The organism is Pseudorhizobium xiangyangii, from assembly GCF_020531965.1.
Lineage (GTDB): Bacteria > Pseudomonadota > Alphaproteobacteria > Rhizobiales > Rhizobiaceae > Neorhizobium > Neorhizobium xiangyangii.
The window spans coordinates 207,523-230,025 of sequence record NZ_JAJAWH010000004.1 but is presented as its reverse complement, the minus strand read 5'-3'; the positions used below and the strand labels follow the sequence as shown (position 1 = coordinate 230,025).

Below are 22,503 nucleotides of genomic sequence, written 5' to 3'. Positions count from 1 at the left end.
GTCCTTCAGGCGAGGGCGCGAACATGCGCGAGATAGTCGGAACTTGGACAGATGAGGATCTCTCCGAGGTCGTTGAGCTGTTGCCGGAGGACGACCATCAGGCACTGCACATGGTGATTGTTCTGGCTGTGGCTCTTGGGATTCATTCCGGTTTCGAGGCCGATGAGCTCTCGACCGCATTGCACGATGCCTACCGAACTCACTTCAGGGATAGCATCCAATGACGACGGCTCTTGCGCGCACCTCCGGCCATTCAGATCTCGTCGAGACTGTCGAACGGGCGCGGGCTCTGCTGGATGCTGGCGACGTCGAGAAGGCACTCAAGCTGTCTTCCGTTGCCTACGACCAGGCGAAGGCTGCGGCGGGTTCTGCTGAACGGGTGAAGGCCTCTCGCGAGCTGGTCGAGAAGGCGCGGCGCATGCAGGCCGATGCGCTGAAGATCGAAACGATGTGCTACGTCGCCATGGCGGACGCCGTGGATACGGCCCAGGCGAAAGGCGAGATTTCGCGGGGCGGACGGCCAAAAACCGTTTCAGATGAAAACAGTTTTACACTCGATGAAGTCGGCGTCGATCGCCAGCAACTGCACGCGGCGCGACAGCTGCGCAATGCCGTCCGTGCTGAGCCGCAGTTCGTGGAGCGGATCGTCGAGGCACGGCTTTCCGAAGGGCTGGAGCCGAGCCGCGCGGCGCTGAAAAAGGCGGCGGGTCACGCGATAGGCACGAAGTCTCGATCGGCCGAAGAACGTGGAAACAACGCCTATTTTACGCCTGATGAGGGTACCTCCACACTTCTGGCGCTGGAGAGCTTTTCGGCAACCGTTGACGAGCCGGCATGTGGGCGCGGCCATATCTCGAAGAAGCTGGAAACGGCGGGCTATGAGGTCCGAATTGCTGATCTCGCGGATTACGGTACCACCACACAGCATGGCGAGATCCAGCAGGTGGGAGACTTCCTCGACACGGTTGCAAGCGGTGGCACCTCGCCTGACATCGTGACTAACCCTCCTTATGGGAAGCACATCCTCAATCGTTTTCTGGCCCACGCGCTGAGGGTGCATCGGCCACACAAGATGGCGGCGCTGCTGAATCTCAACTTCATGTGCGGATGCGAGGATTTGGATAGGCGCTTCTTGATGGATGAGTGCCCGCCCAGCCGGATCTACGTCTTCACGCGCCGCCTTCCCATGATGCACCAGGACGGATGGGAAGGGAATGAAGCCTCTAGCCAGATGAACACCGCCTGGTTCGTCTGGGAGCGGAACGAGGATGGATCGTACGGTGGCGGTTTTCCTCAGATCATCCGTGTCGACTGGAAGGATTACCAGAGCGTACCGCCACTGACGCCGGGTGCAGGCGGCAACGTCGCGCCGATGGGCTTTGCTCCGACCAAGGATGAGTTCGAGCGCGAGACGCCCCGCAAGAGCGTGGAAGAGCGGGTCGACGAGGAGTGTGCGCGGGCGCTGATTTGGATTGCCGAACAAGACAGTTTCGACGCTGGAGCGCTTCGGCGTGGTGTCGGCATTCGCGGCCTCGTGGCTGATGCGCTGATCACGGACTTCTCGACTCGAGGACTTATCGAGGCCAGCGATGATGGCTGGCGGATCTCCGTCGCCGGAATGACCGCGCTTGAGGCGACGGCTGCCGTCGTGCTGGCCGGAAAGGCGGTGGCGGCATGACTGCGCGCCTCCTGCCAATCGTCGAACACCTCCGGGACGCGCCGACGCATCGCGAGCGGGCCGAATGGCTCTGCACGGTGCCTGAAGGGGTGATCCAGCGCGATCTCCTGAAGATCCGAGAGCTTTTGAAGCGGGACGGATTCGAGGCCGGGGACGCCTACCTGTCGGCGCTTGTCGCCAAGATCAACGCAAGACGCCTGAAGGACGGAAGCTATCCGCTGACGATCCTGATGGTCGTGGAACACACGCGCCTGCAGATGATGCATGCGGCGCGCGGGAAGGGGACTGGCCGATGAACATGCACTCCGGGACACTCTTCGGCGAAGCGAGCACGGCGGACCTGATTCGCCAGCATGCCAAGTTTCCGCCCATGATCGTTGACAGCTTCGCGGGCGGCGGTGGCGCTTCGACGGGAATAGAGATGGCACTCGGCCGCTCGCCCGACATCGCCATCAACCATAACCCTGCGGCGCTTGCGCTGCACGCGGCGAACCATCCCCAGACGCTGCACCTTTCGGAAAACGTCTGGAAGGTTGACCCGCTCGATCATCTCGCCGGTCGCCATATCGGGCTGATGCACTTCTCGCCGGACTGCAAGCACTTCTCCAAGGCGAAAGGCGGCAAGCCTGTCGAGCGCAACATCCGCGACCTGGCATGGATCATTCCCGGCTGGGTGGAACGCATCCAGAAGAGCGGCGGCAGGATCGACGTCATCACCATGGAAAACGTCGAGGAGTTTAAGGACTATGGTCCGCTTGTCCCGACAGAGCGCGGCCTGATGCCCGATCCCGAGCGCAAGGGCGAGACCTTCCAGAAGTGGTGCAAGCAACTGCGCAAGCTGGGCGGGAAGATCGCCTATCGTGAACTGCGGGCCTGCGACTTTGGCGCGCCGACGATCCGCAAGAGGCTATTCATGATTATCCGGTTTGATGGACGGCCCATCGTTTGGCCGGAACCTACGCACGGCGCGCCGGGTGATGCAGACGTGATCGCAGGCCGGAAACTGTCGTGGCGCACTGCGGCGGAAATCATCGACTGGTCACTGCCTTGCCCTTCGATATTCGACACGAGCGGGGAGGTGATGGCGAAACACGGACTTCGCGCCGTGCGGCCTCTCGCGGACAATACCATGGCCCGGGTGGCGCGTGGCATGAAGCGCTATGTGCTGGATGCGGAACGCCCGTTCATCGTCCAGACCGGGTATGGCGAACGCAAGGGGCAGGACCCCCGCTGCATGGATGCCGCAGCTCCGCTTGGCACCGTTGTGGCCGGAGGCATCAAGCATGCAGTCGTCGCGCCGTCATTGACCCGCTTCAATATCGGCGCAACCGGTTCGGACCTTCGCGAACCCATGCCGACCGTCACGGCAAACAGCTTCATCAAGCGCCCCGGTGGAGCAGCGCCGCTTGGCATAATCGCCCCGCGCCTGATGACGATGCGCAATTCCGGCAAGCCGTTCAACGGGGCCGATGAGCCCACGCACACCATCACCGCCGGCGGTGCTGGGCTTTCCGTCGTCGCTCCTGTCCTCACGCATGCCCAGCAGGGCGGCGCGGTGCGCAGCGTCGAGCAGCCGCACCATACGATCACGGCGAGCAAGAAAGACCAGAACTCGGTCATTATCCCGACCCTCGTCGGCTGCGGCGGCAGGGCTGGGCAGAGCCGCCCTCGCGGTGGCGACGAGCCGCTGGCGACGATGACAGCCAAGGCCGACGTGTGTGTCGCGACTGCGTTCATCGCGCAGCATAACAACGACAGCCGACGCGATGGTGGTGTTAATCCGGGTAGGTCGGCTGACGAGCCGGTCTCGACAGTCACCGCCTCCGGATCGCAGCAGGGCGTCGTCAGTGCCTTCATTTCCCGTCAGTTCGGAACCTCGACCGGACACGCGATGGAAGAGCCGTCTGCCACGATCACGGCAGATGGCGGTGGAAAGTCGATGCTCGTGGCGCCATATCTCCAAGCCTATTACGGGACCGGCGATGGCGGCGAGGAAAACCAGCCTTCGCGCACCATCACAACGAAGGATCGCCACGGTCACGTCGAAGCATCGCTCGAAGTTCCGCCGTTCACCGCCGACCAGGTGGCCCGAGCGCGGCAAGTTGCTGATTTCCTCCGCTCTCACGGCTTCTGGGATGAGCGCGAGCTCGTCACGCTGACGATCAACGGCGATAACTACGTCATCGTCGATATCGGCATGCGCATGCTGACGCCGCGGGAGCTCTACAACGCGCAGGGGTTCCCACCCAACTATGTCATCGATGGCGGATGGGCCGAGCCGGAGGGCGGCGGAGAGCCGGTGTGGGTGCCGTTCTCGAAGTCCGTGCAGGTGTCCTGCGTCGGCAATTCCGTTTCCCCGTATCCATACGCTGCGATCGTCGCGGCCAACTGCGGACACCTCGCGGTGCAGGCGGTGGCAGCATGAGCATCATGATCATGAGCCGGCTGTTCCGCATGAACCTTGGCGGGTGCAATAGAAAGCTTTTGGCGGTGCGCCTGGCTGACTTTGCCGACGACGAGGGCAGGGGCATTTACCCGGGCGTGAAGCGGCTGGCGACAGAGACCGAGCTTTCCGAGCGGACGATCCAGCGCATCCTTTCCGACTTCGTGACGGAGGGCATCCTTGTCGTCGTGAAGGAGGCCACCGGCCGGCCGGGGCAGGCCACGCGCTACGACTTCAACCTCGCCCGTCTGTTTTCCCACACACCGGGGAAGACGGGTGACACGGTGTCACCCGTTATCGAGGCATCAACGGGTGACAATCCTGCAGAGAGGGGTGACACAGACGACAGAGAGGGGTGTCACGGTGTCACCCGAACCGTAATAGAACCACCAATAGAACCATCATCTGAAAAAGAGCGCGCTAGCGCGGGATCGGATGGTTCGGAAGGGGAAGAAAATCCAAAGGCGCTGGAGCGGCGATTGCGTAAATGGTGGGCGAGCTGGCCCACCTACGGAGTTGACGACGAGGGGAAGACGCGGCGGGCGTGGCTGTCGCTAACTCCCGACCAGCGCAAGGCTTGCGAGGAAAAGACCCCGGATTATCTGGATGCGATGAAGGCGAGCGGGCGGACTTTCTCAAAGGCTGCATCGACCTACTTGCGGGAGCGAACATGGGAGCGCCTGGCAGATAAGCCGGAGATAGCGAGGGTCGCATCTGCTGAGCGCCACAATCCGTATTCTCGCCCTTGGGCTGCGCTGCGTCTCGCCGAGCTTTCCCAGCATCCTCTGCCCCTGACGCTGACCCCATTGGAACACTCGATCATCGCGGCCAAGCCTGAGAAGGAATCGATCATCTGGCGCGACAAGCGCGAGAAGGCGGGCTGGCCAGAAGCGGTGAAGCTGAATGAGGCCGCGCGTGAACGCAGGCCCGTGATCGTCCCTCCGCACATCGTTGCGATATCGACGACGTTCGACAAGGTCGAAGTTGGCGGGCCGATCTGGGAGGCATGGAAGCGGCTGCATCATGACCGTTGCTGGCCTTGGATGCCAGAGCCGAACGGACTTCCGTTCGTGCAGTTCCCGGCATTGCCGGATGGGATCGATGATCCTGACGAAGCGGTGAGCCAAGCACTCAAGGCATTCCAGAGAAAACTGATCGAGAGGGACGAAGATGATGCAGCATAGGGCGATGACAGGCACCCTGGTCGGATCGTTCAAGCCTGAATGCTTCGAGGACCGCATGCGTCGAATCACCGACAGCCTGCTCGACGAGGGAGCGCTCGCGACGGTGAACTGCCGAATCAATGGCGGCTGCGCCCCATGGTTTGCGCTTCGCGTCTGGACAGGACGGGAAAAGACTGTGGAAAATACACTCGATGTGATGGGGATACGTTCCCTCGTGCCGATGCGGAAAGGGCCGGATCTTCGTCGTCGGCACCGCGTGATCGAGGGTTCGATGATGCCGGTAATCCATGGTTATGTGCTGGTCCAAATGATGCCGAAGGCCGAGTATCTGGCGGGCCTACAGGGTGTAGAGCACGCAATCGACGTGCTGGGCGGATGCGAGCGGCCGATGCGCATCAGCGATAAGGAAGTCAGCAGATTCAATGCCATGGCAAGCAACGGTGCCTATGATGCCGAGAAGGTGGTTGGTCTGATACTTGGTGCCGGCGAACGGGTTGAGATTACCGATGGGCCCTTCTTCGGGCTGACAGCGAGCGTGGTCACTCCGAACCGGAAGGGGCGCGGTGATGTGGTCGTCACGATACGGCTGATGGGCGGAGATGTGCCTGTGACTGTGCCTCTTGCCATGCTTCGGAAGTTGTGACAGCTATTCTTCTACTGGATGAGCTGATGATCCTGAAGTGAGCCTCTGAGAACGCCTAGAAAGCGGGGAGCAATCCCGAGGTCGGTACGCCGGTCAGCCCCAACCCTGACAGCCTCCCATGCGAGGCGCCGATTCAGGGCCAGTGCGAAAGCTATGATCATTTACAGGCGGACCAACAAGGCGACCATATCGGTCGCCTTCGTTGCATCAAGAGATATGGGACGCCTCAAGACACTGCAGCCAAGGATAGGTTCTCTTGCTCCTCGCATAGGCCGTGCGCCTGGTGACGAGAAGGCCCGCCTTCAGGAGCGAGACCACAACGTCTCTTGGCGCAAGTGGTACAAGACCGAGCGGTGGCAGAAGCTGCGGCACGAGATCCTGTTGAGGGATAACTACACCTGCCAGCACACCAAGGTGCTCTGCATCGGCAAGTACCCTGCACCCAACAGTGCAGTGGTCGACCACATCCGTCCGCATCGCGGTGATGAGCGATTGTTCTTTGATCCCGCGAACCTGCAGACCGTGAGCAAGATCTATCACGACAGCGAGAAACAGAAGCAGGAGCGGGCGCAGTCCCGGTGGTGATGATGGCAATTCCAAAGCCCAGCAACTCACGCATCGTCGTTCGTCACCGCGAGAACGGGAAGTCCATTCTTCTTATTGATGGCAAGTCTGTGCCGGGCCTCATGGGCTTCGAGGTGGTACAGGCGGCCGGCAATCGATCGGAGCTGAGACTGACCGTGATTGGCCTTGGTTATCGGGTCGAACAGGAAGAGGCCGACCAGATAGAGGCGGTCTGATCCTCCACGGGGGGAGGTCAAAAGTTCAAAAGGGCCTCTCCTCCCGGACCCGCGCCCCTCACATTCAGAGATTTTATTTTTCATGATCGAGAATTTCGACCTCTTCGGGAACCCTTGGGTGGACCGGCCGACTAAACGGGGCCGACCTCCTCATGAGGTTTCTGCAAGAAACCGCAACAGAGTCAGTATGTTGGTGGCGCTCGGTTGGGCGAGTCCTCGGATTGCAACTGCGCTTGGCGTCACTTTGCCGACGCTGCACAAGTATTATTTTTATGAGCTTCGCCAACGTGACGTTGCTCGCGATCGACTTGAGCTTCGCCGGCTGGAGCTCGCGTGGGAGCTTTCCGAGAAAGGCAACGTCGGGGCGTTTAAGGAATTCGGCAAGCTCATGGAGCGCAATGACCGAATGGAGATTGAGCGCGAGCTCGGTTCCGACAGTAAGCCAGATGCGACGGTACATGCTCCTGAGCGTATGGGGAAAAAGGCGCAGGTTGCTCAGCGGGCACTTGATGCAGACGCCGATCTGATGGCCGAGCTGGAGCAGGAAGCGTCACAGAATGCTCGACACTGAGGATCTTCCTCGCTTCGCGTGTCCGGACTGGTGGGAGAAGCTGCAGGCGGGCGATACGCCGATGGCTGACGTTCCGCTCAACAGGCAACGTGCAGCAAAAGCTTTGGCATTCTTCAACCGTCTCCGGCTTCCAGATGTTCCAGGTAATCCGCCATTGTCGGAGGCATGCGGCGATTGGTTCAAGGACATTCTTTGCGCCTTTTTGGGGAGCGAAGACCCTGAGACGCAGCGGCGTCTGGTTTGGGAACTTCTTTGCATGGTGCCGAAGAAGAACTCGAAGACCACCTATGTGGCCGCTCTCGGTCTAACCGCCCTCTACATGGAAGAGGCGCCAAATCGGCAGATGTTGATTGTCGCGCCGAGCCAGAACATCTCGCTACGGTGCTTCGAACAAGCCCAGGGCATGATCAGGATAGATCCAAGGCTCAAAGATGTATTCGACGTTCAGGATCATCTCAAGTGCATCACGCGCATCAAAACCGGCACGAAGCTAAACGTAAAGACCTTCGACACGTCTATCGTGACCGGTGAAATACCGATCCTCACAATCATCGACGAGTTGCACGAGCTGGGAAAGAACGCGAACGCGGTCAGAGTCATGCAGCAGATCCGGGGCGGCGGGATTACGAAGCAGCGCGGCCAGGTGCTGATGATCACAACCCAGTCCGACCAACGCCCAGCAGGGATATGGGAAGCCGAACTCAAGAAGGCCCGCGCCGTCCGAGACGGAAAGGGTGGCGCCGCGCCGATCATGCTTCCGGTCCTGTATGAGTTCCCGCGGGAAAAGCAGCTCGATCACGAGTACTGGAGAGATCAAAAAAACTGGTTGCATCTTTTGCCGAACCTTGGTCGATCGATTGATCCGCAGGCTTTGGTCGATGACTACGAGAACAACGGAAAGGTCAGCAAGGAAGCGGAGCAAGTGTGGGCCAGCCAGCATCTCAACATTGAGATCGGCGTTGGTCTTGGCGGTGACGGATGGTCAGGAGCCCTACATTGGGCAAGCTGCATCGATGACAGCCTGACGGGTCTGGACGATCTTCTTGCGCGATCGGAAGTTTGCACCATCGGCATCGACTGGGGTGGCGCGGATGACTTGGCGGGCCTCTACGTCATCGGACGAGAGGCGAAGACGAAGCGCTGGCTTGGCTGGGGACGTGCTTGGGCTCGCGAGAGTGTGTTTGATCGTCGAAAGAGCATTGCCGGACAGCTACGCAAGTTTGCGGATGAAGATGGCGATCTGATCGTAGCAAGCAGCGGTGAAGACCAGGCTGCGTCTGCCGCTGCCATATGCAGGAAGGTGGCGGACAGCGGAAAGCTGCCAGAGACCGCAGGCATAGGGCTCGATTCGGCGGGCGTAGCACTGCTGCTCGATGCACTCGCGGATGCCGAGCTCGAATACCCAATGGTTCAGGCTGTGATGCAGGGATGGAAGCTCCAGACCGCTATTTCTTCTGTACCGTTGAAGCTTGAGGATCGACGCTTTGTCCATGGCGACCAACCGATCATGGCTTGGTGTGTTGGAAATGCAAGGCAGACACTTAAGGGAAGCAACTACGTCGTGACCAAAGAAGTGTCTGGCGCGGCGAAAATTGACCCGCTGATGGCTCTCTTTAATGCGGCGATGCTGATGTTCCAGAACCCGGAGGCCAATGGTCCCTCCGTTTACGAAACCCGCGGGCTGAGAATGGTGTAACTGGATGAGCATTTTCAGCATTTTCAAGCGTGGTGAGGTGACGGCTGTTGCCCCTCCGGTGTCCCACGTCAATGCCATGGGCGGAGAGCTCGGCCAGTTCTGGGACATGAGTGATCCGCGGCTCGTGAATTTTCTCCGAGACGGGTTGGAGACCCAAAGCGGGATATCTGTCACGCCGAAATCGGCGATGAAAAATACGACGGTTATTCGCTGTGTGTCCCTGGTCTCTTTCGCGATCGGCGCTCTGCCGCTGCATCTTCGTGACAAGGAAACGAAAAAGAAGGCCGTCGAGCATCCATTGTTTCGTGTTCTTCACCGCAAGCCGAATGCCTGGCAGACGGCTTTCGAGTTCCGCTCTCTGATGCAGCAAAGGGCGCTCGGCTACAACGGAGACGGAAGTCGCGGTGATGCATTCGCAAGGATCGTGCGCAGCCGTGGGCAGATTGTCCAGCTCGTGCCACTCGCTACCGAGAAAGTGCGCCCAAAGCAGCGCGCCGACTGGTCTCTCGAATATGAGTATCAGCGGCCAGACGGTGGAAAGATCACTCTAGCGCAGCAGGATGTCTTCCATCTCCGCTTCGGGTTATCCGAGGATGGGATCTCCGGTCTTTCCCTTGTGAAGCAGGCGGCGGAGGCCATCGGCCTTGCGCTTCAGACCGAGCGCGCTGCAGCACGTCTGTTCAAGAACGGCATGCTGGTCGGCGGCTTGATGTCGGTCACGGACACTCTTTCGGACGAGGCGTTCCACCGACTGAAGCAGCAGATGGATGACCGCGAGGGTGCCGATATGGCGCACAAGTGGATCATCGGCGAGGAAGGCCTTGACGCCAAGCCCTTCTCGCAGAGCGGACGGGACAGCCAACACATTGAGCAGCGCAAGCACCAGATCGAGGAAATTGCGCGGCCCTTCGGTGTCCCTCGGCCGCTCCTCGGCGTCGATGATACCTCGTGGGGATCCGGCATTGATGTGCTGGGCCAGTTTTTCGTCCGCTATGGCCTGAACCCATGGTTCGAAGCGTGGGAGCAGGCGATCGAGCGCTCGCTCCTGACTGATACCGAGGCGGATCAGTACGAAGGAAAGTTCAATGTCGGCGCGTTGCTGCGTGGCTCGATGAAAGACCAGGCCGACTTCTTCTCCAAGGCGCTCGGTTCTGGCGGTCACCAGCCATGGATGGATTATGAGGAGGTCCGAGAAACCATGGACCTTCCAGAAAAGCAGATTGCACCCAACGCGCTTGCCACGGGTGGAGCACAGCCAAACAGGAGCAGTGAAAATGAGCCTCCGGAACCTGCCTGAGATCAGGGCTGAACGTTTGCCGACCATCTGCGCTTTTGAGACGGATGCGGAAGCTATCGACCGCTGGAACGCCGGCATCATGGCGGCCAACCAGACGACGGAAAATACGATCTCCATCCTCGATGTGATCGGTGAGGATTTCTGGACCGGTGGTGGCGTGACATCGAAGCGGGTCGCTGCAGCCCTTCGGGCGATTGGTGATCAGGATGTGTTCGTCGATCTGAATTCGCCTGGGGGTGACTTTTTCGAGGGGGTGGCGATTTACAACGCGCTTCGGGCCCATCCGAAGAAGGTAACGGTCCGAATCCTTGGGCTGGCCGCCTCAGCAGCCTCCGTCATCGCAATGGCCGGCGACGAGATCCAGATCGGCAAGGCCGGCTTCCTGATGGTTCATAATGCCTGGGTTATTGCGATCGGCAATCGACACGATCTCGCCGAAGCAGCGAAGACGATGGAGCCCTTCGATGACGCGATGGCGACGGTCTACGCGGATCGGGCAGGCGTGAAGAAGGCAAAAGCTGCGGAATGGATGGACAATGAAACCTGGTTCAATGGTGAGCAAGCCGTTTCCGAAGGTCTCGCGACAGCCTTTCTCCCCGCCGATCAAATTACCGAAGATAAAACGAAGGCCGAAAGCGGCCGCTCGGTGAATGCTCTTCGCAAGGTGGATGCCCACCTTGCCAAATCCGGAATTCCCCGCTCGGAACGCAGGACGCTTCTGAGCGAGGTAAAGGGCGGCGCGCAAGGCGCTGTCGCTCCCGTCACGCAGGACGCTGACGACATCAGTGCCGCACTTCAGCGGCTTTCCAGTTCGTTCCTCAACTAAGGACCCTCAACATGAAAAAGACCTATGCTTTGGCAGGGCTTGTCGCTCTGCTGATCGTCGGCGCCTGCGTAGTTTTCGGAGGCGTTTCCGACGCTCATCTCGCTCTCATCCATCCCCCGGTAGCTGCGGATGTCGTGATGGCAATGACTATGGTTCTTCCTGGTCTCCCGCAGCCGAAACTACGCGGTATCCTGTCCGTTCGTGCGGAAGGCGCCCCCGGTGACGTTAAGGCCGCGATCGAGGCCGTGAACAAAGCTTTCGAGACCTTCAAGTCCACGCATGCGGAGAAGGAGAAGGAGATCAGCAAGCGCTTCGATGACGTTGTCACGACAGATAAGCTGGAGCGGGTGAATTCCTCGGTCGGCGATCTGCAGAAGGCCATCGACGACATCAATGCCAAAATTGTTGCGGCACAGCTCGGCGCTGGCAGTGAGGAAGTGAAGGATCGCGAATATACCGACGCTTTCCGCGCTCACTTCCGCAAGGGTGAAGTCCAGGCCTCCCTCAATAAGGGGGCGGACGACGAGGGCGGGTATCTTGCGCCGGTGGAGTGGGACCGTACGATCGTCGACAAGCTGGTGGAAATCTCACCCATGCGCCAGATCGCGCAGGTGCAGACGATCTCCGGCGCCGGCTTCAAGAAACTCTTCAATCTTCGCGGGACTGGGTCCGGCTGGGTGGGAGAGACCGCAGCCCGTCCGGAAACGGCAACGCCGGAATTCGGCCCGCTGACGTTCACTCCTGGAGAGCTCTATGCGAACCCGGCAGCAACGCAGCAGATGCTCGACGATGCGGAGATCAACCTGGAGCAGTGGTTGGCGAGCGAGGTCGAGACCGAGTTTGCCTATCAGGAAGGTGTCGCGTTCGTGTCCGGCAATGGCACCAACAAGCCCAACGGCTTCCTGACATATGTGACGGGTGCGGCGAATGCTGCGGCTCATCCTCTCGGCGCAATCGCCCTGAAGACCGCTGCAAGCGCAACCGCCATCGTCACGGATGAGCTGATCGATCTCGTGTACATGCTACCGCAGGTCATGCAGCAGAATGCTCGTTTCGCCACCAACCGCAATGCTCTCGGCACTGTCCGTAAGCTGAAGGATGGCGACGGAAACTACATCTGGCAGCCTTCCTTTCAGATCGGGCAGCCGTCTCAGTTGCTCGGCTACCCCGTAACTGAAATGGCGGCTATGCCGAACATCGCAGCGAGCGCTGTGCCGATTGCCTTCGGTGACTTCCGCCGCGGCTACTTGGTTATCGACCGCACCGGCGTCCGTGTTCTGCGCGACCCATACTCCAACAAGCCCTACGTGATGTTCTACACCACGAAACGCGTTGGCGGTGGCGTCCAGGACCCGCAGGCCATCAAGGCCCTGAAGATGGCGGCCACCTAAGCCGTCTTCACTGATGGGGGACAAGTAGGCGGGCCACCTTGGCCCGTCTCATTCTTCAACCTCAACTGAACAGGAGGCCAAAATGGCCAAGAAAACTACCACGCCGACGGGTAAGTCCCCTGAGCAAGTAGCTGAGGAAAATCGCCAGAAGCGAGCCGAAGCTGCTGAGAAAGCCACCGCCATCGCCAAGGAAGAAGGCCGCCTGCCTGAAACCATGGCTGTGACCAACCCGGCACCAGCAACCGAAATGGATGCAGCCAGCGGAGCATTTATCGAGCCGGAGATTAAGAAGGCCATCCCGGTCGATCATCCGGCAATCGAAAACAATCCGCGGGCAGGTACGTCGGCTGTCCAGAACGGCGGCGATTTTAACGATCCTCGCCGCCGCCACCCATCCGACCCGGATTTCGTCGGCCAAGGCCTCGATCTCAGTGTCTACGGCAACAAGTCCGACGAGTAGTGCGATCGGACCGGGCGTCCTCTGGCGCCCGGTCCCTCTATAGCAAGGGGGTTTTGATGTTTCGTCCCGTTCTGGCAACGCCAGCGACCGTCCTTCCGGTAACCGTCGAGGAGGTAAAATCCTCCTTACGTATTGATGGCGATGATCTGGATTCTGAAATCGAGAGCGCCATCAAATCAGCGGTCGCCCACTATGAGGGATGGAACGGCAAGCTGGGGATTTCGCTGGTCGAGCAGACTTGGCGGGTTTCATTCGGACGCTTTGAGCGCAGCATGTTTTTGCCGCTCCGCCCTGTACAGCGCATTACCTCTGTTGATTGGAAAGACATTGACGGTGTTTCCGCGCCCGTCACTCCAGCCGAGTACCTCCTTCAATCGGATGCCGGCGGAACCTATTTCGCTCGGTTCTTCGACGCATATGTCTTTCCCACCAGTCTCTATGAGACCTCGCCTATCTCGATCGACTATGTCGCCGGCTGGCCGTTGAAAGATGGCAAGGCGACCACGCCGGAAGATATCAAGAGCGCGATCAAGATGCGTGTTCAGATGCAGATCGATGAGGCAGCCACGGCAAATCGAGAGCACCTGAAAGATTTCGAGCGCGAGCTCGTCAGCAAATACAAGCCTCCGAGAATCTAAGGAGCCAGCTATGCGCGTCCGTTTCACCCACTCATTTGACTACAAGCCGACCCCTCAAACGACGGTCGGCTATCTCGCCGGCATGGAAGCGACCGTTAAGCGCGAGTGCGCAGAGCAGGCGATCGCCGCCGGCAAGGCCGTCGAAGTCGAGCCAGCAGGGAAATCAGCCGATGGCGCCGATTAAAGCCCCGACTGCGCAGGAGCTGCAGCATCGTGTCGCCTTCGACAAGCGTATCGAGATTGACGACGGGGCGGGGAATACCCGCGGCGAGTTTCAGGAGCAGTTCACCGTTTGGGCAGCATTTCGCTCCCGCGGCGGCTCAGAAGCTGTTGTTGCCGACCGGCTGGAAGGCCGAAACCTGCTTGGCGTCTACCTTCGTTCATCCTCACAGACGCGGGAAATCACGAACGACTGGAGAATGAGGGACGCTCGCACCGGTGACGTCTACGCGGTCAAGATCGTGGATGCCGTGACCGATCGGCGGTTCGTCTATCTGGAAGCTCAGACTGGAGTGGCTGCCTGATGGCCTTCAAGGCGAAGATGCTGGGCCGCGAGAAGACCATGCGCCTCCTCAACGGCATTGTGCCGGAAGCAGAGAAAGAACTGGCGAAGGCTCAGATCGAGGCGGCGCAGACCGTCGCCAACAAGATCAAGCCGCGGGCGCCTGGTCCACGCACCGGTGCCTATCAGTCGAGCATTCAGGCCGACAAGCTGGCGAACCGACCGAAAGAGCGATCCATCGGCGGCGGTGCGTCCAACAGCAACACCAAAGACCCGAACGCCACAGGCGTGTTTGCGGACTACATCTGGCGCTTCCTTGAATTCGGTACCGTCAAGATGGCGAAGCGACCGCACATCTTCCCGACCTGGCGACAGGAGCGGAAGAAAGTTCGATCCAAGATGGCCGCAGCCGTCCGCAGGGCCGTGAAGAAGGCGAAGAGCAAATAAGATGGCCTCACCCTCATTCGAGCTTCAGGTCGCGATCGTGACGCGCCTGAAAGCCGCTGCTGCTGTGACTGCATTTGTCGGCGTCCGTGTCTACGACAGCGTTCCGGAGAATCCGACGTTTCCCTACATCACAGTTGGGGAAGGCGACGAGACGAGCGACGACGCTGACTGCGTCGATGGGTTCGAAATCTCGCTCGACATCGATGTCTGGTCCCGCGCTCAAGGCTTCCCGGAAGCGAAGAAGATCAGCGACGAGATCCGCAAGGCGCTCAAGTCGCCAGAACTGACCATCCCGACAAACGCTCTTGTCGACTTCCGTCACCGGCAGACGCGGTTCCTCCGCGATCCGGACGGGCTCACCTCGCATGCCGTGATGACCTTTGAGGGCTTCGCGGAACAACCTTAACCGCCACCAGGAGAATACCAATGGCCAAGGCTACGACCATCAAGGGCGGGAAGTTCCGCGTCCTCATCGGCAATGACGCCACCCCGATCGTGTACGCGGCTCCCTGCGGCTTCACGCAGCGCTCGATCACGCTCAACAAGGGGCTTGAAGAAGTCAACGTCCCCGACTGCGACGATCCGGACGCCATTGACTGGGTCGGCCGCGATGCGACTTCGCTCTCCATGTCGATCAGCGGCGAGGGCGTTCTCGCGTCCGAAAGCGTCGAGACTTGGCTTGATGCGTTCGAAAGCATCGACGCTATCCCGGTCAAGGTCGAGTGGGAGTTTCCCGCGAAAACCATCACGTGGACCGGCTCCATGCATCTTGAAAGCGTCGAAGCAGGTGCTGCCAATGCCGGCCGCGCAACGCTGAACGTCTCGATGCAGAGCGACGGCGAAATGGTCCGCACCGTCACGCCGGCTACTCCATAATGAGCAGAGACGGTTCCTGCGAAGTTCCGTTTAATGGCCAGCGGACGAGGTTCAAGCTGGCCTGGCGCGAACTGATGAAGATCCAGGAGGCCTGCGATGCGGGGCCCTACGTTGTGCTTGATCGGCTCCTTACCGGCCGGTGGAAGCTTCAGGACATTTCCGAGGTCATCAAGTGGGGCCTGATCGGTGCAGGTATGCCCCAGGCTGAAGCTCTCAAGCTGATCGAGACTGAGGTGGAAGAGCGTCGGCCGCTCGAAAACCTCGTGATCGCCCAGACTGTCCTTGGCGCTGGCGTCGTCGGCGCACCGGAGGAAGCGGTCGGAAAAAAATCGGCGGCGGCAAGTCAGGGAAAGCGGAAGACCCGCTCCCGAACGGCAAGTTCCGATTTGCCGCCATCATCGCAAACGGCATCGTAATGGGGATGACGCCGGCGGAAACGCTGGCGTGTTCCGTCTTTGAATACCTCGCCGCTCTGGATGGCTTCATCGAGGCCAACGATCCGGACGGCGACAAGAAGCTGAACGAGTCCGAAAAGGACGATCTCTGGGAGTGGCTTAACAGCTAGCCGCCCAGAGCCTTTTTCTTCGCGTCATCTAGATCGGCGGTCGAGATGAAGCCGCGGAATATGCACCTTGTAAGCGCCTGCTGGTCGTCAGAGCGCGTCTTGAGGTTACCGATGTCCCGCACTCGTTGGGTGCAAGCCCGTTGCTCTGCCAGCAGCTCACGCCGCTCCGCATCTCTGTACTGCGACCACGCATAATAGCCGCCACCGGCGATGATGACGACGCAGGCAGTTGCGATCAGGGCTTTAAGCCAGCCATCCATTGAGGGGTTCTCCATTGGCAACCGATAACGAACAGTTGGTGCTTAGCATCAGCGCCGACACGCGCCAAATCCAGCGCCAGTTGAAGACGCTCATTGGCCAGACGCAGCGCGACACCACGGCTATCGAGAATGCTTTCGGCGGGATCGATAAGGCTGCCTCTGGTGCATTCGCTGGTGTTGTTGCCAACAGCAATCGAGCGGGACGGGCTGGAGCTGATGCCGGGCGTAAGCTCGAAACGGCAATGAAGGGTTCTGCTGTCCAAACCTCGAACCTTGCAGCCCAGCTAAACGATATCGGCGTGCAACTTGCAGGCGGGCAGTCGCCTTTCCTGATCGCTCTCCAGCAGGGAACGCAGATCAACCAGGTATTGGGGCAGGGCGGCGCTCGTGCGGCCGTGGGTGCTCTTGCTGGCGCATTTACGTCGCTGATCAACCCTGTGTCCATTGCGACGATCGCCATCATCGGACTAGGCGGGACGGCGATCCAGTATTTCTCCACTCTGTTTTCTGAGGGCGAGAAGTCTGAGGAGACGCTGAAGAAGCAGGCCGACCTTATCCGCGCCATGGCGAAGGAATGGGGCGATGCAGTCCCGGCTCTCCGCGAATATTCCGACGAACTCGAACGCGCCAGCCGCGCTGCAGAACTGAATGAGGCAGGCGGTATCATAAACGAGCGGGCACTGGCAGACACCCGCACGCAGATCGATGACGCGGCGATTGCGATCACGGACCTTGTATCTCAGCTGCAAAGCGCAGGCGAAGAGACGGGAGTCATTACCGGTCTACAGACCGCGTTCAACGACTTCGCCAGCGCGGCTGAGGACGGGTCTCTGAAGGTCGAAGACGTCAAGTCTGTTCAGGACGCTCTCGCGACGGCGATCAACAGCACCGGCATTCCGGCGCTGGCTGATTTCAAGACGATGTTCGACCAGCTGGCGGGGTCTGCCCTCGGGGCTTCGGATGCCGTTCGCCAGACAAACGCAGCCATAGCGCAGGCTCAGGCCCGGATGAACGATCCGCGCACTTGGCGCAGCGCAGGCCGGACGGATCAGTTCGGCGCCGATGCAACGATCCAAGGGCAGGAATTCAACCTTCCTGATGCTGGCCCGACGCCTTCTGGCCGTCCGACGATCGAGTTGGGCACGGACGATGGTTCGAAAGCGGCCTCACGGGCGGGTAAAAGCCGCGCAAAGGCAATCAGCGAGGCTGAGCGCGAGCGCAAGGCGGTTTCCGATCTGATCGAGCAGCTTGAATTCGAACAGCAGATGATCAGCGCCACTGATGCCGAGCGAGCCGAAGCCAACGCTCTGCGCCGTGCTGGTGCTGCCGCAACTGAAGAGCAGAAGGCGAAGATCGCGGAACTGGTCGCGGCAACCTATGCCGAGCGCGATGCCATCAAGGCCAGCAAAGAGGCAATGCAGGAACTGAAGGCGGTAGGTCGCGACGTGCTGGAAGGCATCGTTTCGGACCTCAAGGCCGGCAAGTCTGCGGCTGACATCCTGGCGAATGCGCTTGGCCGCATCGCTGACAAGTTGATGAGTTCGGCGCTCGACGGCCTATTCGGTGGTATAGGCAGCATTTTCGGTGGTGGCGGCTTTGCGGCGCTTCCAAAGACTGGGCCTATCCCTACTCCTCGTGAGAGAGGTGGCCCCGTCACCGCTGGCCAACCCTACGTCGTCGGTGAGAAGCGGCCGGAGCTGTTCGTTCCGAACGTCAGCGGTCGGATTATTCCCAAGGTTCCCGGTGGCACGACCAGCATCAATTTCGCACCCGTCATCAACGCTCCAGGAGCCGACAAGTCGGAACTCGCCGCCGTGCGCCGCGATCTGGCGCGCATGAAGGCGGAGCTACCGGGAACGGTAAAGGCAGTCGTCCGCGACGGACAGAAGCGCAGGCAGGTTTAATGGCGATCACCTTTCCTCGCGAGCTGCCGGAGGGCTTCAAGTTCGTCACGGCCGACTTCGCCCTCAACGATCAGGTGAAGGCCTCTCCGTCTGGTGCTCGGCTGATAAACTATACGCAGGTGGCAGATCCGGCATGGCTGGCAACGCTTGTAACGAAGGGCCTTCGTCATTCGCAGTTTGCCGAGCTGGAGGCGTGGTGGCTTTCGCTGCGTGACAAGAACCGCGTGATGTTCCGGCATCCTCATGTTTGCTATCCGAAGAACCACGGCCAGAACCAGGCGCCGGCCGATGATGCCGGGGCTATAGTGTCGGTGACGGGCGGGAACGTCCTGAACGTCGGTAGTGTCGATGCAGGGCTATCTCTTGTCGTGGGTGACCGCCTCGGTCTGGAGAACGGCCTCCGTCGCCACATCGGACGCATCACGGAAGTGACCGGCTCGGGCACGTCGCGAACCATCACGATCGAGCCGCCGCCTTTCGCCGCGGTATCGGCTGCTGGCACCGTTGTGCGCTTTGCACGTCCCGGCCTTGTCATGCGGCCCGTTCCGAATAGCTGGTCCGTCCAACAGTCGGGCGGGCGCTACACGGCTTCGTTCCAACTCGTAGAAGGGCAGTGAGATGAGCGAGAAAGAGATCCAGACCGTCATGGCTCATGAGGTCGGCACGATCCCTGCCGAATGGCTCGCGCCTGAGACGGAAGCCGAGCCGCAGCCAGAGCCGAAGTACAGCCCGGATGATCAGGGGTTCAAGAAGGCCGTTATGGCCGTCGTTCTCGACATGAAGCGCCGCAAGGTCATCTGATGCTCTCCACCGCAGTCAAGAACCTCTACAACGAGGGGCGCATCAGCACGCGCCAGATGATCCGGTTCCAGTTCGGGTCTGGCGTCTATGGGTTCATCGCCCGCAGCGAGCCACTGACCTATTCAGGCGTCGAATACAAGCCGTTCGGCCTGATCGAGGTTTCGGATCTCGGCGGCGGTTCAGGCACGACGGCCGATGGCAGCTTCACGCTGACACTGGCAGAAAGCCCCGACGATGGTCTGACGCCAGCCGTGCTGACGCAGATCGAGAACGAGGACTACCGCGACCGGCCCGTCCGGGTGATGGACGCACACTTCCATCCTGATACGGGCGAACTGCTTCAGGTCGAGACTGTCGCTCGCGGCTACCTCGACGTGATCGAACATGCCGTCGATCCCGAACGCGGGTATGTCCTCACGGCGCGCTGTGAAGGCCGGCAACTCGACTACAGCCGCAAGAACGACCGCATCCGCTCAACTGCGGACCAGCAGCGCCGCGCACCTGGCGACAAGTTCTTCGAGCACGCCGGCAAGGCGGGTCGCGTCGAAGTTCTCTGGGGCCGCACGAAGTCGCAAGGATAATCCATGAGACACCCCGAATGGGAAAGTCGCCTCAACGCGGTTGTGGCGAAGCATCAGGCGTATTGGGACGGCCACAACGAGCCAGTTGTGCGCGAAGGCCAGTTGCCCGGTGCATGGGGCGTGTCCGACTGCTGGACGCTCACCATGGACGCCGTCGAGGCCGTGCAGGGCAAGCGCATCCTGTCGAAGCTCCGCAAATACAAGAGCGAGGCCGCGGGCTACCGCCTCTTCGCCAAGGCCGGCTTCAAGACGGTCGAGGAGGCGCTAGCATCCGTTCTGGAGCCGGTGCCCGTCCTCCTGGCGCAGCGCGGCGACGTCGGCGTAATCGAGCGCGACGGCGTCATCTCGTCCGGCGTCTTCACCTCTGCTGGTTTCGCTGTCCGCACGATCTATGGCCGCAGCGACACCATTGCCGGCAAGAAGCACGAAACCATCATTGGCTTCGATCTTCAGTTCCTGCCGCTCTCGGCGGTCAAGCAAGCTTTTCAGGTTCGATAGATGCCCTTTATTTCAGCGGCGGTCGCCGCCATTGGTGCCATTGGCACGGCTATCGGCAGCCTTGGCATCATCGGCAAGGCCATCATCGGCATTGGCCTCAACTTCGCTGTCGGTAAGATCCAGGAGGCGCAGGCCAAGAAGGCTGCAAAGAAGTCGGCCGGCACGCAGTTCGAGCGCGCCTATGGCGAGAACGTCAGCCGGAAGGTCGCCTGCGGCTATGTCGGGGTCGCCGGCCATGACGTCTATGTCAACACCTACGGCCCATCCAACAAGAACATGGACCAGGTCTTCGTGTTTTCGGATTTTCCATGCGACGGCTTATCGAAGGTGTGGGCCGGCGGGGATCTGCTTTCCCTAAATGTCGTGGCCTCAGGCGAATCCGCTCAGGTCTATGAGGTAGCAAGCGGCAAATACGCCGGCAGGATGGGCTTCACGTTCTTCACCGGTCGCCAGACCAGCGCCGACAGTGGGCTAATTGCAACATCCAACCCGTCCGGTCGTTGGACATCTGAGCATACCGGAGCGGGAATTTGCTGGGTGAAGGTGTCTCTGCTTTACAGCCAGGAGAACCTCAACAGCTTCCCCGACTTCTTCTTCGAGATCCGCGGCGCTCGTCTCTACGACCCGCGCAAGGATTCGACGGTCGGCGGATCGGGCGGTCATCGCTGGGGCAACTATGCCACCTACGAGTTCACCGAAAACCCCGTCATCATGGACTACAATTACCGGCGCGGCTTCTCGTGGAACGATGACATCTTCTGCGGCATGGAAATGCCACCGGAAGATCTGCCCATCGACAAGTATGCCACGGCGGCAAACATCTGCGACGAGATTGCCGGCGGCGAGCGTCGTTACCGCTGCTCCATCATCTTCGATACCGACGTTGACCACGGCGACAATATCGACGGTGTCATGCAGGCCTGTGGCGGCATGGTCATCGACAGCGTTGACGGCTCATGGCCGCTCATCGGTACGGAACAGCCGATTGTCGCGACGTTCACCGATGATGACCTGATCGTTGGCGAGAACGTCCGCTTCCAGCGGCGGCGCTCCATGGCGGAACTGGTCAACTCAGTCGGCGGCACCTATCCAGAGACAGCCAATATGTGGAGCCCAGCCGGCTACGACACACAGACGAATTCCAGCCAGGTTGCGCTCGATCGCCGGACGCGTGACCTTGCCATCAACTTCGATACGGTCCCATCCAAGCGGCAGGCCAACCAGCTTGCCTCACTCTACTACAATGAGAACCGCTATGAGGCGACGGCCGAGCTTGTGCTGCGTCCGTACTTTCAGGACATCCATGTCGGTGACTGGGTGCGGTGGGACTCGGAGATGTATGGTGACCGCGTCTACATCGTCCAGAGCCGGTCCATCCGCGCTCTGACCAGCGACGGGCCGCGCAACGTGGCTATCTCGCTTCAGGAGCGTGACGGCAGTATCTACGCCGGCACGGGTGTCCTTCCGCCGGTCATCTCCATTCCCAGCGGTGACCCGGTCTATCTGAACGAGCTGCCCGACTGGACGCCTATCCCGGTTCTCGCCACAAGCGACGACGGGCGGACCATTGCGGCCTTTCGTATGTCGTGGTCGCCCTTCGATGATGTGTCAGTCACCGCTATTCAATTCGAGTGGTGGCCGACTGCCGAGCCGAACAACCGGGTTTCGAAGAACGTAGAGCCCGATGTGACAATCACTCTCCTGCAGGAAGGCGTAGTCAGTGAGACGAACCATAGCTTCCGCCATAGGCTGATTGCTCCATCGCGCGTCACCAACTGGTCGAGCGTCAAGACTGCAACGTCTCTGGCGAGCGGCAATGCGGATCTGGAAGTCTACCTCGGCAACCTCAACAAGGAGGTGAAGGAGCAGTTCCAGAAGCTGTTCCAGGGGCTGGATGATCTTCGCCCGATCGTGGAACGGTTGCTGACGAACACGGCTTTGGCCGATGCGTCTTTCGAGACAAGCAAGCGTCGTCTGGAAGCGAAGCAGGGCGCAAGCCAGGCTTACTTCGAAGAGAACATCGCGGTCATCGCCTCGGAACTGGAAGCAGTCGCCGCCCAGATCACGGACATCTATGCCGAAGTGGACGACCGCTTCGCTCAGGGTCGCATCGAGTTTCGTGCGGCTGCCAATCAGTCGGGCGTCGATGCTCGGTTCGCGGTGGTCCTGCGGTCCTCGATTGCCAACGCCTTCAAGGAAAGCGGCTTCTTCCTTGAGCTCTACACCACCGGCGGCGTTCAGCGGTCGCGCTTCGCCGTGCTGGCGGATCAATTCGTTGTCACCGATGGGGCTAACTCGACACTGCCCATGGTCTTCGAGGGCGGGGTTCTGAAGCTTCAGATCGCCAACATCGGAACTGTCACAGCGGGTCTCATCCAGAGCACCAACGGCAAAATGGTCATCAACCTGAACGCCGGCAACATGTCGTTTTCGGATTAAATC

The 22,503-nt window shown here is 60.3% G+C and carries 29 protein-coding genes; 28 read left to right on the top strand and 1 reads right to left on the bottom strand.

Annotated elements, in window-relative coordinates:
- The first annotated feature begins 23 nt into the window (after positions 1 to 23).
- From LH464_RS05355 to LH464_RS05250, 22 genes are all read left to right on the top strand, one after another.
- Positions 24 to 224 carry a hypothetical protein gene (locus LH464_RS05355; RefSeq protein ID WP_226785334.1) on the top strand — a complete coding sequence of 67 codons (201 nt, stop codon included), beginning with the start codon at positions 24 to 26 and terminating at the stop codon, positions 222 to 224.
- Positions 221 to 1,678 carry a hypothetical protein gene (locus tag LH464_RS05350; RefSeq protein WP_226785333.1) on the top strand — a complete coding sequence of 486 codons (1,458 nt, stop codon included), beginning with the start codon at positions 221 to 223 and terminating at the stop codon, positions 1,676 to 1,678. Before LH464_RS05355 ends, LH464_RS05350 begins: the two co-directional genes overlap by 4 nt.
- On the top strand, positions 1,675 to 1,974 hold the full coding sequence (locus tag LH464_RS05345) for a hypothetical protein (RefSeq protein ID WP_226785332.1): 300 nt from the start codon (positions 1,675 to 1,677) through the stop codon (positions 1,972 to 1,974). Before LH464_RS05350 ends, LH464_RS05345 begins: the two co-directional genes overlap by 4 nt.
- Before the next feature lie 2 nt (positions 1,975 to 1,976).
- A complete protein-coding gene (locus LH464_RS05340) occupies positions 1,977 to 4,103 on the top strand; it encodes a DNA cytosine methyltransferase (RefSeq protein ID WP_390624923.1) in 2,127 nt (708 codons plus the stop codon).
- Complete coding sequence (locus LH464_RS05335; protein WP_226785331.1) at positions 4,100 to 5,305, top strand: helix-turn-helix domain-containing protein; 1,206 nt, start codon at positions 4,100 to 4,102, stop codon at positions 5,303 to 5,305. Before LH464_RS05340 ends, LH464_RS05335 begins: the two co-directional genes overlap by 4 nt.
- 4 nt (positions 5,306 to 5,309) lie before the next feature.
- A complete protein-coding gene (gene nusG / locus LH464_RS05330) occupies positions 5,310 to 5,948 on the top strand; it encodes a transcription termination/antitermination protein NusG (RefSeq protein ID WP_226785330.1) in 639 nt (212 codons plus the stop codon).
- A gap of 153 nt (positions 5,949 to 6,101) precedes the next feature.
- Positions 6,102 to 6,533: an HNH endonuclease gene (locus LH464_RS05325; protein ID WP_226785329.1), complete on the top strand. Its 432-nt coding sequence runs from the start codon at positions 6,102 to 6,104 to the stop codon at positions 6,531 to 6,533.
- Between the two features lie 2 nt (positions 6,534 to 6,535).
- Complete coding sequence (locus tag LH464_RS05320; RefSeq protein WP_226785328.1) at positions 6,536 to 6,748, top strand: hypothetical protein; 213 nt, start codon at positions 6,536 to 6,538, stop codon at positions 6,746 to 6,748.
- Between the two features lie 82 nt (positions 6,749 to 6,830).
- Positions 6,831 to 7,319 (top strand): hypothetical protein, encoded by a 489-nt coding sequence (locus LH464_RS05315; RefSeq protein WP_226785327.1) that lies wholly within the window; start codon positions 6,831 to 6,833, stop codon positions 7,317 to 7,319.
- Entirely contained in the window at positions 7,306 to 9,015 is a 1,710-nt protein-coding gene (locus LH464_RS05310) for a terminase large subunit domain-containing protein (RefSeq protein ID WP_226785326.1), read from the top strand. Before LH464_RS05315 ends, LH464_RS05310 begins: the two co-directional genes overlap by 14 nt.
- 4 nt (positions 9,016 to 9,019) lie before the next feature.
- Entirely contained in the window at positions 9,020 to 10,312 is a 1,293-nt protein-coding gene (locus LH464_RS05305) for a phage portal protein (protein WP_226785325.1), read from the top strand.
- Positions 10,290 to 11,138 carry a head maturation protease, ClpP-related gene (locus tag LH464_RS05300; protein ID WP_226785324.1) on the top strand — a complete coding sequence of 283 codons (849 nt, stop codon included), beginning with the start codon at positions 10,290 to 10,292 and terminating at the stop codon, positions 11,136 to 11,138. The genes LH464_RS05305 and LH464_RS05300 overlap by 23 nt, the downstream gene beginning before the upstream one ends.
- A gap of 11 nt (positions 11,139 to 11,149) precedes the next feature.
- Complete coding sequence (locus tag LH464_RS05295; protein WP_226785323.1) at positions 11,150 to 12,529, top strand: phage major capsid protein; 1,380 nt, start codon at positions 11,150 to 11,152, stop codon at positions 12,527 to 12,529.
- A gap of 82 nt (positions 12,530 to 12,611) precedes the next feature.
- Positions 12,612 to 12,989: a hypothetical protein gene (locus LH464_RS05290; RefSeq protein ID WP_226785322.1), complete on the top strand. Its 378-nt coding sequence runs from the start codon at positions 12,612 to 12,614 to the stop codon at positions 12,987 to 12,989.
- A 56-nt stretch (positions 12,990 to 13,045) separates the two neighbouring features.
- Complete coding sequence (locus LH464_RS05285) at positions 13,046 to 13,627, top strand: head-tail connector protein (RefSeq protein WP_226785321.1); 582 nt, start codon at positions 13,046 to 13,048, stop codon at positions 13,625 to 13,627.
- 10 nt (positions 13,628 to 13,637) lie between these two features.
- Complete coding sequence (locus LH464_RS05280) at positions 13,638 to 13,811, top strand: hypothetical protein (protein ID WP_226785320.1); 174 nt, start codon at positions 13,638 to 13,640, stop codon at positions 13,809 to 13,811.
- Positions 13,798 to 14,151, top strand: coding sequence for a head-tail adaptor protein (locus tag LH464_RS05275; protein ID WP_226785319.1), 354 nt, complete (start codon positions 13,798 to 13,800; stop codon positions 14,149 to 14,151). Before LH464_RS05280 ends, LH464_RS05275 begins: the two co-directional genes overlap by 14 nt.
- A complete protein-coding gene (locus LH464_RS05270; protein ID WP_226785318.1) occupies positions 14,151 to 14,576 on the top strand; it encodes an HK97-gp10 family putative phage morphogenesis protein in 426 nt (141 codons plus the stop codon). The genes LH464_RS05275 and LH464_RS05270 overlap by 1 nt, the downstream gene beginning before the upstream one ends.
- 1 nt (position 14,577) lies before the next feature.
- Positions 14,578 to 14,982, top strand: a complete 405-nt coding sequence (locus tag LH464_RS05265; protein ID WP_226785317.1) for a DUF3168 domain-containing protein — start codon at positions 14,578 to 14,580, stop codon at positions 14,980 to 14,982.
- Positions 14,983 to 15,002: 20 nt separating this feature from the next.
- The gene (locus tag LH464_RS05260) at positions 15,003 to 15,452 is read left to right on the top strand and encodes a phage tail tube protein (protein ID WP_226785316.1); all 450 of its coding nucleotides are present in this window, start codon (positions 15,003 to 15,005) and stop codon (positions 15,450 to 15,452) included.
- Entirely contained in the window at positions 15,452 to 15,868 is a 417-nt protein-coding gene (locus LH464_RS05255) for a gene transfer agent family protein (protein ID WP_226785315.1), read from the top strand. The genes LH464_RS05260 and LH464_RS05255 overlap by 1 nt, the downstream gene beginning before the upstream one ends.
- Entirely contained in the window at positions 15,868 to 16,017 is a 150-nt protein-coding gene (locus LH464_RS05250; protein WP_226785314.1) for a hypothetical protein, read from the top strand. The genes LH464_RS05255 and LH464_RS05250 overlap by 1 nt, the downstream gene beginning before the upstream one ends.
- Here LH464_RS05250 and LH464_RS05245 read toward each other — a convergent pair.
- Positions 16,014 to 16,277, bottom strand: coding sequence for a hypothetical protein (locus tag LH464_RS05245; RefSeq protein ID WP_226785313.1), 264 nt, complete (start codon positions 16,275 to 16,277; stop codon positions 16,014 to 16,016). The genes LH464_RS05250 and LH464_RS05245 overlap by 4 nt on opposite strands.
- A 14-nt stretch (positions 16,278 to 16,291) precedes the next feature.
- On the opposite strand from LH464_RS05245, the gene LH464_RS05240 reads away from it, so the two are divergent.
- From LH464_RS05240 to LH464_RS05215, 6 genes are read left to right on the top strand one after another with little or no spacing between them, the layout of a single operon-like run.
- Positions 16,292 to 18,181: a phage tail length tape measure family protein gene (locus tag LH464_RS05240; protein WP_226785312.1), complete on the top strand. Its 1,890-nt coding sequence runs from the start codon at positions 16,292 to 16,294 to the stop codon at positions 18,179 to 18,181.
- The gene (locus LH464_RS05235; protein ID WP_226785311.1) at positions 18,181 to 18,798 is read left to right on the top strand and encodes a hypothetical protein; all 618 of its coding nucleotides are present in this window, start codon (positions 18,181 to 18,183) and stop codon (positions 18,796 to 18,798) included. The genes LH464_RS05240 and LH464_RS05235 overlap by 1 nt, the downstream gene beginning before the upstream one ends.
- A 1-nt stretch (position 18,799) precedes the next feature.
- Entirely contained in the window at positions 18,800 to 18,982 is a 183-nt protein-coding gene (locus LH464_RS05230) for a hypothetical protein (RefSeq protein WP_226785310.1), read from the top strand.
- On the top strand, positions 18,982 to 19,563 hold the full coding sequence (locus LH464_RS05225) for a DUF2163 domain-containing protein (RefSeq protein WP_226785309.1): 582 nt from the start codon (positions 18,982 to 18,984) through the stop codon (positions 19,561 to 19,563). The genes LH464_RS05230 and LH464_RS05225 overlap by 1 nt, the downstream gene beginning before the upstream one ends.
- A gap of 3 nt (positions 19,564 to 19,566) precedes the next feature.
- Positions 19,567 to 20,061 carry a DUF6950 family protein gene (locus LH464_RS05220; protein ID WP_226785308.1) on the top strand — a complete coding sequence of 165 codons (495 nt, stop codon included), beginning with the start codon at positions 19,567 to 19,569 and terminating at the stop codon, positions 20,059 to 20,061.
- Positions 20,062 to 22,500: a phage tail protein gene (locus LH464_RS05215; RefSeq protein WP_226785307.1), complete on the top strand. Its 2,439-nt coding sequence runs from the start codon at positions 20,062 to 20,064 to the stop codon at positions 22,498 to 22,500. It abuts the gene before it with no gap.
- Positions 22,501 to 22,503: the final 3 nt, after the last annotated feature.

Excerpts from the sequence above, each read along its gene's own strand:
- LH464_RS05260 (WP_226785316.1), top strand. The coding sequence starts at position 15,003 with ATGGCCAAGGCTACGACCATCAAGGGCGGGAAGTTCCGCGTCCTCATC.
- nusG (WP_226785330.1), top strand. The coding sequence starts at position 5,310 with ATGACAGGCACCCTGGTCGGATCGTTCAAGCCTGAATGCTTCGAGGAC.
- LH464_RS05350 (WP_226785333.1), top strand. The coding sequence starts at position 221 with ATGACGACGGCTCTTGCGCGCACCTCCGGCCATTCAGATCTCGTCGAG.
- LH464_RS05280 (WP_226785320.1), top strand. The coding sequence starts at position 13,638 with ATGCGCGTCCGTTTCACCCACTCATTTGACTACAAGCCGACCCCTCAA.
- LH464_RS05215 (WP_226785307.1), top strand. The coding sequence starts at position 20,062 with ATGCCCTTTATTTCAGCGGCGGTCGCCGCCATTGGTGCCATTGGCACG.
- LH464_RS05285 (WP_226785321.1), top strand. The coding sequence starts at position 13,046 with ATGTTTCGTCCCGTTCTGGCAACGCCAGCGACCGTCCTTCCGGTAACC.
- LH464_RS05355 (WP_226785334.1), top strand. The coding sequence starts at position 24 with ATGCGCGAGATAGTCGGAACTTGGACAGATGAGGATCTCTCCGAGGTC.
- LH464_RS05345 (WP_226785332.1), top strand. The coding sequence starts at position 1,675 with ATGACTGCGCGCCTCCTGCCAATCGTCGAACACCTCCGGGACGCGCCG.
- LH464_RS05265 (WP_226785317.1), top strand. The coding sequence starts at position 14,578 with ATGGCCTCACCCTCATTCGAGCTTCAGGTCGCGATCGTGACGCGCCTG.
- LH464_RS05335 (WP_226785331.1), top strand. The coding sequence starts at position 4,100 with ATGAGCATCATGATCATGAGCCGGCTGTTCCGCATGAACCTTGGCGGG.
- LH464_RS05245 (WP_226785313.1), bottom strand. The coding sequence starts at position 16,277 with ATGGATGGCTGGCTTAAAGCCCTGATCGCAACTGCCTGCGTCGTCATC.
- LH464_RS05320 (WP_226785328.1), top strand. The coding sequence starts at position 6,536 with ATGGCAATTCCAAAGCCCAGCAACTCACGCATCGTCGTTCGTCACCGC.
- LH464_RS05315 (WP_226785327.1), top strand. The coding sequence starts at position 6,831 with ATGATCGAGAATTTCGACCTCTTCGGGAACCCTTGGGTGGACCGGCCG.
- LH464_RS05235 (WP_226785311.1), top strand. The coding sequence starts at position 18,181 with ATGGCGATCACCTTTCCTCGCGAGCTGCCGGAGGGCTTCAAGTTCGTC.
- LH464_RS05270 (WP_226785318.1), top strand. The coding sequence starts at position 14,151 with ATGGCCTTCAAGGCGAAGATGCTGGGCCGCGAGAAGACCATGCGCCTC.
- LH464_RS05300 (WP_226785324.1), top strand. The coding sequence starts at position 10,290 with ATGAGCCTCCGGAACCTGCCTGAGATCAGGGCTGAACGTTTGCCGACC.
- LH464_RS05220 (WP_226785308.1), top strand. The coding sequence starts at position 19,567 with ATGAGACACCCCGAATGGGAAAGTCGCCTCAACGCGGTTGTGGCGAAG.
- LH464_RS05290 (WP_226785322.1), top strand. The coding sequence starts at position 12,612 with ATGGCCAAGAAAACTACCACGCCGACGGGTAAGTCCCCTGAGCAAGTA.
- LH464_RS05340 (WP_390624923.1), top strand. The coding sequence starts at position 1,977 with ATGCACTCCGGGACACTCTTCGGCGAAGCGAGCACGGCGGACCTGATT.
- LH464_RS05275 (WP_226785319.1), top strand. The coding sequence starts at position 13,798 with ATGGCGCCGATTAAAGCCCCGACTGCGCAGGAGCTGCAGCATCGTGTC.
- LH464_RS05325 (WP_226785329.1), top strand. The coding sequence starts at position 6,102 with ATGATCATTTACAGGCGGACCAACAAGGCGACCATATCGGTCGCCTTC.
- LH464_RS05250 (WP_226785314.1), top strand. The coding sequence starts at position 15,868 with ATGGGGATGACGCCGGCGGAAACGCTGGCGTGTTCCGTCTTTGAATAC.
- LH464_RS05305 (WP_226785325.1), top strand. The coding sequence starts at position 9,020 with ATGAGCATTTTCAGCATTTTCAAGCGTGGTGAGGTGACGGCTGTTGCC.
- LH464_RS05225 (WP_226785309.1), top strand. The coding sequence starts at position 18,982 with ATGCTCTCCACCGCAGTCAAGAACCTCTACAACGAGGGGCGCATCAGC.
- LH464_RS05255 (WP_226785315.1), top strand. The coding sequence starts at position 15,452 with ATGAGCAGAGACGGTTCCTGCGAAGTTCCGTTTAATGGCCAGCGGACG.
- LH464_RS05295 (WP_226785323.1), top strand. The coding sequence starts at position 11,150 with ATGAAAAAGACCTATGCTTTGGCAGGGCTTGTCGCTCTGCTGATCGTC.
- LH464_RS05230 (WP_226785310.1), top strand. The coding sequence starts at position 18,800 with ATGAGCGAGAAAGAGATCCAGACCGTCATGGCTCATGAGGTCGGCACG.
- LH464_RS05310 (WP_226785326.1), top strand. The coding sequence starts at position 7,306 with ATGCTCGACACTGAGGATCTTCCTCGCTTCGCGTGTCCGGACTGGTGG.